This window comes from Yinghuangia sp. YIM S10712 (assembly GCF_051388935.1).
Taxonomy (GTDB): Bacteria; Actinomycetota; Actinomycetes; order Streptomycetales; family Streptomycetaceae; genus Yinghuangia.
Genome location: NZ_JBPKBI010000034.1, coordinates 1 through 9,860 on the forward strand (window position 1 = coordinate 1; position 9,860 = coordinate 9,860).

Genomic DNA, 9,860 nt, shown 5'->3' on the forward strand with positions numbered 1-9,860 from the left:
GAGCGTCCAACGTCAAGGCCACGGCCGGGTATTCGGCCGCCGCGTCCGCGTGCGCGATCGAACCGCCCAGCGTCCCGCGCGAACGGATCTGGAAATGCCCGATCAACGGCGTCGCCCGAGCCAACAGCGGAACCCGTGAACGCAGTTCCTCCGACCGCCCGATCGTCGCCTGCGTGGTCCCCGCGCCGATCCACACCGAACCGTCGCGGTGTTCGATGCCGCGGATCTCGTCCAGCCGCCGCAGGTCGACCAGATGCTCGAACACCGCCAAGCGCAGCGCGAGCATCGCCACCAGGCTCTGCCCGCCCGCGATCGCCTTCGCCCCGTCCCCGAGTTCGGCGAGGAGCGCGACCGCGTCCTCGGCCGTGTCCGGTACGTGGTACTCGAACGCTGCGGGCTTCATGCGGTCACCGTCCCGGTCGTGGTGGGAGCCGATGAGGTTGCGTCACCGTCGTCTTCCCGGCGGCGCGCTTCCTCCAACAGGCCGGCGATCGACGCGGGGGTGAGCGGGAGCCGGTCGATGCGGACGCCGAAGGGGGCGAGCGCGTCGGCGACCGCGTTGACGACGGCCGGCGGGGCGCCGATCGCACCGCCTTCCCCGACACCCTTGTAACCGCCCGGTCCCGGGCTGGGTGTCTCGATGTGCCCGAGCTCGATGGTCGGCACCTCGGTCGCCGTGGGCAGCAGATAGTCCATGAACGTGGTGGTGACGGGGTTCCCGTCCTCGTCATAGGCGAGGTGTTCCAACAGCGCGCCGCCGATCCCCTGCACGGCACCGCCGAAGATCTGGCCCTCGACGACGTTCGGGTTGATCATCGGACCGCAGTCCTCGCTCACGATGTACCGCAGCAGTTTCACGTGGCCGGTCACCACGTCGACCTCACAGGTGCACACGTGCGTCGCGTTGGCCCAGATGGCCGGATTGGTCGCGCGGTATCGGCCGCTCGCCTCCAGGCCTGCCGGGATCTCCGGTGGCAGCGCGTGCATCTGGAAGTACGCGATGTCGGCGATCTCGGCGAGCGTCACCGACGCGTCCGGCTTGCTCTTCGCGGTCGCCACGCTGCGCACGAACTCCACGTCGTCGACCGGGACTTCGAGCTTGTGTGCAGCGATCGCCAGGATGCGCTGCCGCAGGATCGCGGCGGTTTCGGCGACCGCGCCCGCGGTCATCGGGCCGGACCGGCTGCCGCCCGTGCCGCCGCCGAAGGGCGTCAGCGCGGTGTCGCCCTGGATGGTGCTGACGTCCTCGATCGCCGCGCCAAGTGCGTCGGCGGTGAGCTGGATGACCGTGGTCTCCAGGCTGTTCCCGCACGACCCGCCGGCGACGTAGACGTTGACCTTGCCGGACGGCTCGATGCGGATCGTCGCGCCCTCGGTGCTGTGGAACGGCGTCGCCCCGGCGGTCGGTTCGACGTACGTGCAGGTGCCGACGCCGAGGAACCGCCCTTCCGCGCGGGCGAGTTCCTGCTCGCGGCGGAACGCGTCGTAGTCCAGGATCTCCAGCGCCTGCTCGAACGTCTCCAGCGGCGTGATGTTGTCGTACGGCATGCCCATGCAGTTGAACGTCGGCAGCTCGTCGCGCCGAAGCATGTTCTTGCGGCGCAGCTCGACCGGGTCGATGCCGATCTGCCGCGCGGCGGTGTCGAGCAGGACCTCGCGCGCCATGGACTCGAACTGCCACGGACCGCGGTAGGCCACGCGCCCGCTGGTGTTGGAGAAGACGAACCGCGACCGGAAGGTCCCCTGCGGAACCCGGTACGGGCCGGGGAACAGCATCCCGACGGCGATACCGCTTTGGACGGGCGAAGGGGTCGGGTAGGCACCGGCGTCCTGGACGTGGTCGAGGACCGCGGCGAGGATGTTGCCCTCCTCGTCGAACGCCATCTTCGCCTCGCCGTGCTCGTGGCGGGCCTGGCCGGCCGACATCAGGTGTTCCTGCCGGTCCTCGATCCACTTGAGCGCGGCGGGCAGTTTCGTGGCCGCCAGCATGACGCAGATGTCCTCGCGCTGCGGCAGCACCTTCTGGCCGAAGCCTCCCCCGGTGTCGCGCATGACGACGCGTACCTTGTGTTCGGCGACTGCCAGCAGCCGGGCGCAAAAGGCGCGTACCTCGTGGGGGGCCTGCGTCGACGCCCAGATGGTCATCTCACCGCTGGGTGCCGACCACTCGGCGACGATCCCGCGGGTCTCCATCGGCACGGGGCCGTGGGACTGCTGGCGGACGGTCTGGCTCACGACGTGTGCCGCGCTGTCGAAGACCGGCGCGAGGTCGTCCATGGGCCGGCCGCCGAGTTGACCCACCAGGTTGTCCGAGCGGTCGCCGTGGACGAGTTCGGCGGACTCCAGCGCGGTCGCGTAGTCGACGACGGGCGGCAGCGGGTCGTAGTCGACGACGACCAATTCGGCCGCGTCCTCCGCGACGTAGCGGTCGACGGCGACGACCATCGCGACCGGGTCTCCGACGAACCGCACGTCGCCCTCGGCGAGCGGCGGACGGGGCGTGTCGGGGTCGTGCCGGCCGTTGAGCGAATACCACTGCTCGTGGACACCGGGGTTCAGGTCCTCGGCGACGAACACCGCGTGGACCCCGTCCAAGGCGAGTGCGTCGGTGACGTCGATGCCGAGGATGCGACCGCGCGCGATCGGGCTGCGAACGAAGCAGGCGTGCAGCATGGCGGGCCGGACGACGTCGTCGACGTACGTTCCGGCGCCGGTCAGCAACCGCGCGTCCTCGACCCGGAGCGTACGGGTGCCCGCGTACGTGTCGGTCGGCGGGGAGGCGCTCATCGGCCCACCCCGGCGGGATGTCCGGCCGGTGCGGTCGGGCCGTGACCACCTGGGTCAGGCATCGCGACCGTGCGGCGGCAGAGCCGCGCGGTCTGGGGCATGGCGGGGCAGTTGGTCATTGCCTCTTCCCAAGTGGTGGACGTGCACGTTCGGTTCGTGCCATCAGCCGGTCCTTCGTCTCCGCGGTCTGCCGCGCGGGGCAGGCGGAGCCGACCCGCGGAACGGCGGGGCGTACAGAACAGGGAATCGACGTGCTCCCGGCCGCGAGGGTCCGAGGCGGTCTCGGCTGTGCTTGGCTTGCATTGTGGTTGCAGGCGGTCGGGCCGCCTGGTTAAACAATTGTTTACACAGGGGCCGCAGGCCGTCAAGGACAATGTCCCCATGACCGCACCGGACCGCAGAGGGACCAGAAACTCCAAGACGCGCCAAACACTGCTCGACGTGACCGAGCGGCTGATGATCGACGAAGGCTACGCCGTCGTCGGCGTACGGCGCGTGGCGCGCGAGGCCGGCGTCGCGCCGGCGCTGGTCCTGTACTACTTCCCGACCCTCGACGACCTCTTCCTCGCCGTCCTGCGGCGACGCACCGACCAGGAAGCGGAGCGGCGATCCCGCATCAAGCCGTCCGCGTACCCGCTGACGGTCCTGTGGGAGATGAACAGCCACCCCGGTACCGCGCTGCTCGCGGAGTTCATGGCCCTCGCCAACCACAGCGAGGCGTTCCGGGCGGAGCTCACCGCGCACGCCGAGCGCTACCGCCACGTACTGCTCGACTCATTCAACCGGATGATCGCGGAAGGCGACCTCGACATCGGCGACGCGCCCCCCATGGCCATCGTCGTACTGACCACCGCGATCGCCCGCGTGCTGGTGAACGAGCGGGACCTCGGGCTCACGACCGGCCACGACGAGACCATGGCGTTCGTGGAGTCGCTCCTCCGGAGGTTCGACGGCCCTCCGGACAGCCGCACGGGGACAAAGCAGCCCGAGGACGGCGCCGTCCGCCCGTAGACGGCGCCGTCCGGTTGACGCCTCCGCCGCCCGGCTGGTAGGCATGGGCCCGCATTTTCTTTGAACATTTGTTCACTTGCCAAATCGCCGGGACGTCCGCACCCCCCCCCGTGCGCCGTGCCCGGCCCCGCAGGCCCACGACCGAAGGATCACGCAATGCAGCTCGAAGGCCGGGCGGCCGTCATCGCCGGCGGCGCGGGCGGGCTGGGCGGCGCCACCGTCCGGCGGCTCGCGGCGCACGGCGTGGGCGTCGTCGTCCTCGATCCCGACGGCGACCGCGCCGCCGCGCTGGCTGCCGAACTGGGCGACCGGGCAAGCATCGTCGTCGGAGACAGCAACGACGACGACGCCGTGGCCGCCGCCATCTCCGCCGCCCGGGCCCTCGGCGTGTTCTCCATCGCCGTCAGCGCCACCGGGGTGGTCATCCCGAGCCCGAGGCTGGTGGACCGCGACGGGACGGTCATGTCCAAGGACGTGCTGAGCGCCAATCTCGACCTGCATGTCATGGGCCCGTTCAACCTCGCCCGGCTGTCCGCAGCCGCCTTCGCAGCCAACACCCCCGACGCCGACGGACAACGCGGCGTCATCGTGCAGACCGCCTCCATCAGCGCCTACGACGCCCAGGCCACCATGGTCCCGTATGCCGCGGCCAAGGGCGCCGTCGCCGCCATGGTCCTGCCCATGGCACGCGACCTGGCGCCCCTCGGCGTCCGTGTCTGCGCCATCGCACCGGGCGCCATCGCCACCCCGCGCCTGTCCTCACCCCGGGCGCAGCAGGCACTCATGGGCGACATCCTCTTTCCCGAACGCCTGGGCAAGCCCGAGGAGTACGCCCTGCTGGCCGAAGCGATCATCCGCAACCCCTACCTGAACGCGGAAGTCATCCGGCTCGACGGCGCCGCGAGGCTGTCGGCGGAGTTCGGTGCGCGGTCGGCCGCCAAGCCGTGAGACCGTGCTCCCCCTGAGGTCACACCCACGCCGGTCCCACCGATCCTCCGGGTCCGGCTCTGCCGTACACGCGGGCGGGCAGCGCCGCGCCGAAGGGCCGCTCCACCAGCCAAGTACCGCTCTCGGCAGGGAGGTTGGTGACGGAGCCCGCGTGCCTCGCGGCTCCGCGGTCGACGCCATGCGATGTCCCGCGGAAGACGCGCGGCACCGGCCACCGCGATCCCGGCACAACAAGGAGACGTACCGAAATGTCGGGCACCCTCAGCGTGCAGCTCTACAGCGTCCGCGATCACCTGGCGGCCGACCGCCCCGGCACCCTGCGGCGCCTCGCCGACATCGGCTATCGGCACGTCGAGCCGTTCGCTCTGGCTCTGTGGGACACCCCGCTTGCGGAACGTGCTGCCGCCGCACGGGCATTCCGCGCCGACCTGGACGCCGCCGGCCTCGCGGTGAGCTCCCTGCACGGCGCGATCGCCGCGGGAAGTCAGGCCGCCCTCGTGGAGGAGTGCCGCGCCCTGGGCGCGGACACGGTGTTCGTCCCTGTCCCCTTCCTCGTCGAAGGCTTCGGCGAGGGGGTCTTCGACAACCGGGAGACCTTGTCGGCGTTCGCGCAACGCCTCAACGAGGCCGCCCGTGAACTCGCCGACCACGGAATCCGGCTCGGCTACCACAACCACACCTTCGAATGGTCCGAACTCCCCGACGGCAGCCCCGGGTTCGATGTCCTGTGGGACCTCCTCGACCCGTCCGTCGTCGCGGAGGTCGACCTCTACTGGGCCACCGTCGCCGGGCAGGACCCGGCACACGTCCTCGCCCGGCTCGGCGACCGAGCCGTGGCCGCCCATGTCAAGGACGGCCCCGGCGCACCGGACGATCCCCTCACAGCCAGGCCGCAGACCCCCCTAGGCACCGGCGTGCTGGACGCACCGGCCGCACTCCGGGCGGGCGACCACCTGCGCTGGCACATCACCGAGATCGACACCACCGAGGCGGACCCCTTCAAGCTCCTGGCAACCAACCGCGACACCCTGCTCGGCACCGGTCTCACGACGCCGTGACCGGCCGCGGCATGGCTCCGATGCCGCCCGGGACCGGCCCCGACTGAACGCAAGGCACAGATCCAAGCTCAGCCCGCCGCGGGTCGGCGAGGCGTGCGCGCGCCGGACCACGAGGCGTGGACCGCCGCGTCCCGGCGAACGCTGCCGCGCCACCCGGCACACGACGACACCACAACACCACAAAGCAGACGGAGGTCAGCGTTCCGTGCTCATGCACCACCAACGACGCAGGACTCGTGGACGAGTACTGCGTACGCTCCGGTTCGGCCTGGTCGCGGCGCTGGTCGCCGTGTCCGCCGCATGCGCCGGCTCGTCCAGCAGCAGCGCACCGGACCCGAACGCGACCCCGCGCCGGGGCGGCGACCTGACGATGCTGGTACTCGGCGAGGCACGCGGGCTCAATCCCTACACCGCGGTCACATCGCCGCAAGGCGACGGCAGCAAGCTCTCCGCGCTGTACGACGTGCTGCTGTGGAGCGACCCGTCCACCGGGACCGTGCGCCCGCAGATGGCCGAGTCGATGCTCCCCGACCACGAGTCGCTCGTGTGGACGCTCACCCTCCGCGACGGCATCAGGTTCAGCGACGGGGCCCCGCTGGACGCCGAGGCGGTCAAAACGGCCTGGGAGAAGCACCTGGACCCCAAGCTGCAATCCGCCGCGGGCGGAACCGTCAAGCAACTCACCCTGACCGTGCTGGACGCACGGCGGCTGAGCATCAAACTCCCCTCCCCGAACGCAAACTTCGACCGCATGGTCGCCCGCCTGCTCAACTACATACCGTCGCCGCGCACACTCGCCTCCGACACTGCGCTCGCCGCGTCGAACACCGCCCCCGTCGGGGCGGGGCCGTACAAGCTGCGCGAGTGGGTGCCCGGAAGCCACATGACCTTCGAACGCAACCCGGACTACTGGCAGCACGGCAAGCCCTACCTCGACACCGTGACCATGCGCATCAGCAAGGACACCTCGAAGGACGTGGCAGCCGTCGACGACGGCGACGCGGACCTCACCTTGACCTCGGACCCGGTGCAGGTGGCCGAGGCGGACGACCGCGGCCTGGCGGTCTCCGAGATCAGCCTGAGCGGCGGTGTGTCGTTGGCGTTCAACACACGTGACAAGCGTCCGCTTGCGGATTCCAATCTGCGCCGCGCGATCGCGCTGTCGTTGGACACGGAGGACATCAACCGGGTCTTCTACGAGGGCAAGGGCCGACCCGCGAAGGGCATCTTCGAATCCTCCTCGCCGCTGGGCAACATCCAGCTTTCCCTGCCGCAGAACGACCCGGCACGGGCCGCCGCGCTGTTCGCGCAGGCAACCGACAACGGCCGCAAGCCGATCAAGGTCACGTACGCCGCCCCGAACACTCCGCGGTCCGTGCAGTTGGCGCAGTACTTCAAGGAGCGGATCGAAACCGCTTCGAACCGCACCATGACGGTGGAACTCGTCGTGCTCGACCTGCACGTCGTGCCCAAACGCGTCAACATCGACCTGGACTTCGACATCACGACAAGCGCGACGGCCGCGGACGACCCCGAGCCGACGCTGTACCAGTTCCTGCACTCCAAGAGCGGTCCAGCCAATCTGACGGGCTATCAGAACCCCATGGTGGACGCGGCGTTGGAAACCGCCCGGCTGTCGACCGACCGTACGACGCGCAGCGAGGCGTACACCCGCGTGCAGGTCGAACTCATCAACGACATGCCGTTCTTCGTCTTCCAGGAGTCACTCGCGGTGACCGTCGCGACTCCGAAGCTGACCGGTGTGCAGTTGTTCGGCGAAGGCCACATCCTCTGGGACCGGCTCGGCCTCCGCGCCTGAGAAGACCCTGCGGTGCCGGCCACGGAGCCGGTCGAGGCGTCCCCGCGAAAGGCACCACAGCGCACCGCAGCACGATCGGGGCCCCTGATCATCCACCCAAGGGACCCCGATCGTGTCTCCGCCCGGTAATTCGTCCGGGCGCCGCGGCGGCCGCCCCTCGCATTCACGGACACCACAGTCGCAGATGGTTATGCGGGGCGAGGTCGCAGGATTTTGCGCGCCTGAATATCGGGTTTCCATGGCCGGGAGTTCTCTTCGGCGCGGGCGGGATACTGCTTGCCGCCCGCCCGGCTTGCGAATACCGAACTCACCTGCAAAACAAGCGACTTGAGGGCACCTGCCCGAGGATCGACATGTCCGGACAATGCCTCTTTCACTCGCGTGCACCGCTGAATGGCTGCCCGGTTTCTCCCCGCCGTACCGAGCATCCACCATGCGAATCAGAGTGGCTTTCTGATAAAACGAGAATGGCACTTCCCAAACCCAATATCGCCGCTCTATCGTTCATCGGGCGAGCGCAACGGCGCGAATCGACGTGCGTCCCCCGGCCACCCGCAGACGTCGAGACGGAAACGCCGACGCCATGGCGCCACCGGCGCGAGGCGTTCGCCGGACAAAGCGTTACCGGCAAGGAGAGCCGGCGTCGTCAAAAACGCCGGACGGCACTGAGGAGCCAAGCCCGTGAGACCCACCAAGACCTTCACCAGCCTCGCGCTGGTGGCCGCGTTGTTCGCGGCGGCCGGCTGCGCCGACCGGGGCGGCGAGCCCGACCGCGGCGAAGGGGCTGCGGCCAAGCCGTCGGGGACCACCTCGGTGTCCGCCGACTTCGGCGACCTGAAGGGGGTGTGCGGCCCCGGTGACCCCACGGGCTCGCCCGCTCAAGGCGTGACCGCCGACAGCATCAAGGTCGGCGTCCTGTCGGACGTCGGCTTCACCAAGAACCACGAGTACGAAGACGCGGCCAAGGTGTTCACCGGCTGGTGCAACGACCTGGGCGGCATCAACGGGCGCAAGATCGACGCGACGATCCGCGACACCAAGATGCTCGAAGTACGCCAGCGCGTCCTTGAGGCCTGCCGCGACGACTTCGCGCTGGTCGGCGGCAGCGCGGCGCTGGACGGCATGGGCACCAAGGAGCGGCTGTCGTGCCTGCTGCCGGAGTTCCCCGCCCAGTCCACCCAGCGCCAAAACGAGGGCTCCGACCTCCAGTTCACCGTGCAGGCCGGCGGGCCGTCGTACTTCCGGTACGCGGGCTTCTACGAGTGGCTGGTTGCGGAGGCGTACCCGCAGACCGCGAACGCGGTCGGCATCATCGCGGGTGACTCCCCGGTCACCAAGGTCTCGGTCGACCAGCGCGCGGAGTTCTTCCAGTCGCGCGGCACGCCGATGTCTTACACCGAGCTGTACCCGGCGGCCGGCGTGTCCAACTGGACGCCGTACGCGCAGACGATCAAGAACAAGGGTGTCAAGGGCCTCATCTTCATGGGTGACTTCCGCTCTCTGGCGAAGCTGGAGCAGGAGCTGACCAACATGGACTACAAACTCGACTGGATCGACGCCAACAGCAATGCCTACGGTCAGCCGTTCCTCGACCTCGCCGGCCCCGCGGTGCTGAACGCCCAGAACAACCTGGTCGACATCAGCGGGACCCACCCGCTGGAGAACGCCGCCGCGAACCCGGCCACCAAGCAGGTCGTGGACCTGTACGCCAAGTACGCTCCGGGCACCCAGCCCACGTGGCCGGCCGTGAAGGCCTTCTCCTCCTGGCTGCTGTTCGCCAAGGCGGCCGCGAACTGCGGCGACAACCTGACCCGCACTTGCCTGGTCGAGGCGGCACGCAAGGAGACCGCGTGGACGGGTGGCGGCTTGCAGGCACCCATCGACCTGTCCGTCCAGGACGGCCCGGCCAAGTGCATGAACATCGAGAAGGCGACCGCCGACGGCTGGAAGCCGGCAGCGGAGTTCCGGCCGTCCCACGGTGCCTATGACTGCGACATCGCCGCGTACAAGCTGACCGGCGACTACGGCAAGCCGGGGACGCTGGCCGACGTGGGCAAGAGCATGAGCGACGTCAAGTAGGCGTCGTACAAGACCACCGGTACGTCACCCGCAGGAGGCGGTTCGTCGGCAGGCGTGGCTGTGTGCCGACGAGGTGATTGCGGGGACGTGATCCGGTTACGGCGGCGTCGCGGCGGAAGTCGGCCGCTGCGACGCCGCCACCCCGACTTGGGCGTGGG

7 protein-coding genes are annotated in these 9,860 nt (G+C 69.7%); 5 read left to right on the forward strand and 2 right to left on the reverse strand.

The genetic code is table 11. The features are described 5' to 3' along the window. Both ACRX5W_RS31765 and ACRX5W_RS31770 read right to left on the reverse strand, forming a co-directional pair. Positions 1 to 403: FAD binding domain-containing protein (locus tag ACRX5W_RS31765; RefSeq protein ID WP_436791857.1), on the reverse strand; the 403-nt coding region annotated here is incomplete at its 3' end. Continuing rightward, the gene (locus ACRX5W_RS31770; RefSeq protein WP_436791858.1) at positions 400 to 2,787 is read right to left on the reverse strand and encodes a xanthine dehydrogenase family protein molybdopterin-binding subunit; all 2,388 of its coding nucleotides are present in this window, start codon (positions 2,785 to 2,787) and stop codon (positions 400 to 402) included. The genes ACRX5W_RS31770 and ACRX5W_RS31765, both read right to left, overlap by 4 nt. A 381-nt stretch (positions 2,788 to 3,168) precedes the next feature. Between ACRX5W_RS31770 and ACRX5W_RS31775 the strand changes: the two genes are divergently transcribed. The 5 genes from ACRX5W_RS31775 (at position 3,169) to ACRX5W_RS31795 (ending at position 9,702) form a co-directional block, all read left to right on the forward strand. After that, a complete protein-coding gene (locus tag ACRX5W_RS31775; protein ID WP_436791859.1) occupies positions 3,169 to 3,798 on the forward strand; it encodes a TetR/AcrR family transcriptional regulator in 630 nt (209 codons plus the stop codon). A gap of 156 nt (positions 3,799 to 3,954) precedes the next feature. Continuing rightward, on the forward strand, positions 3,955 to 4,746 hold the full coding sequence (locus tag ACRX5W_RS31780) for an SDR family NAD(P)-dependent oxidoreductase (RefSeq protein ID WP_436791860.1): 792 nt from the start codon (positions 3,955 to 3,957) through the stop codon (positions 4,744 to 4,746). A gap of 248 nt (positions 4,747 to 4,994) precedes the next feature. Next, entirely contained in the window at positions 4,995 to 5,804 is an 810-nt protein-coding gene (locus ACRX5W_RS31785) for a sugar phosphate isomerase/epimerase family protein (RefSeq protein ID WP_436791861.1), read from the forward strand. Positions 5,805 to 6,015: 211 nt separating this feature from the next. Then, on the forward strand, positions 6,016 to 7,623 hold the full coding sequence (locus ACRX5W_RS31790) for an ABC transporter substrate-binding protein (RefSeq protein ID WP_436791875.1): 1,608 nt from the start codon (positions 6,016 to 6,018) through the stop codon (positions 7,621 to 7,623). 681 nt (positions 7,624 to 8,304) lie between these two features. After that, positions 8,305 to 9,702: an ABC transporter substrate-binding protein gene (locus ACRX5W_RS31795; protein WP_436791862.1), complete on the forward strand. Its 1,398-nt coding sequence runs from the start codon at positions 8,305 to 8,307 to the stop codon at positions 9,700 to 9,702. Positions 9,703 to 9,860: the final 158 nt, after the last annotated feature.

Excerpts from the sequence above, each read along its gene's own strand:
- ACRX5W_RS31790 (WP_436791875.1), top strand. The coding sequence starts at position 6,016 with ATGCACCACCAACGACGCAGGACTCGTGGACGAGTACTGCGTACGCTC.
- ACRX5W_RS31770 (WP_436791858.1), bottom strand. The coding sequence starts at position 2,787 with ATGAGCGCCTCCCCGCCGACCGACACGTACGCGGGCACCCGTACGCTC.
- ACRX5W_RS31785 (WP_436791861.1), top strand. The coding sequence starts at position 4,995 with ATGTCGGGCACCCTCAGCGTGCAGCTCTACAGCGTCCGCGATCACCTG.
- ACRX5W_RS31780 (WP_436791860.1), top strand. The coding sequence starts at position 3,955 with ATGCAGCTCGAAGGCCGGGCGGCCGTCATCGCCGGCGGCGCGGGCGGG.
- ACRX5W_RS31775 (WP_436791859.1), top strand. The coding sequence starts at position 3,169 with ATGACCGCACCGGACCGCAGAGGGACCAGAAACTCCAAGACGCGCCAA.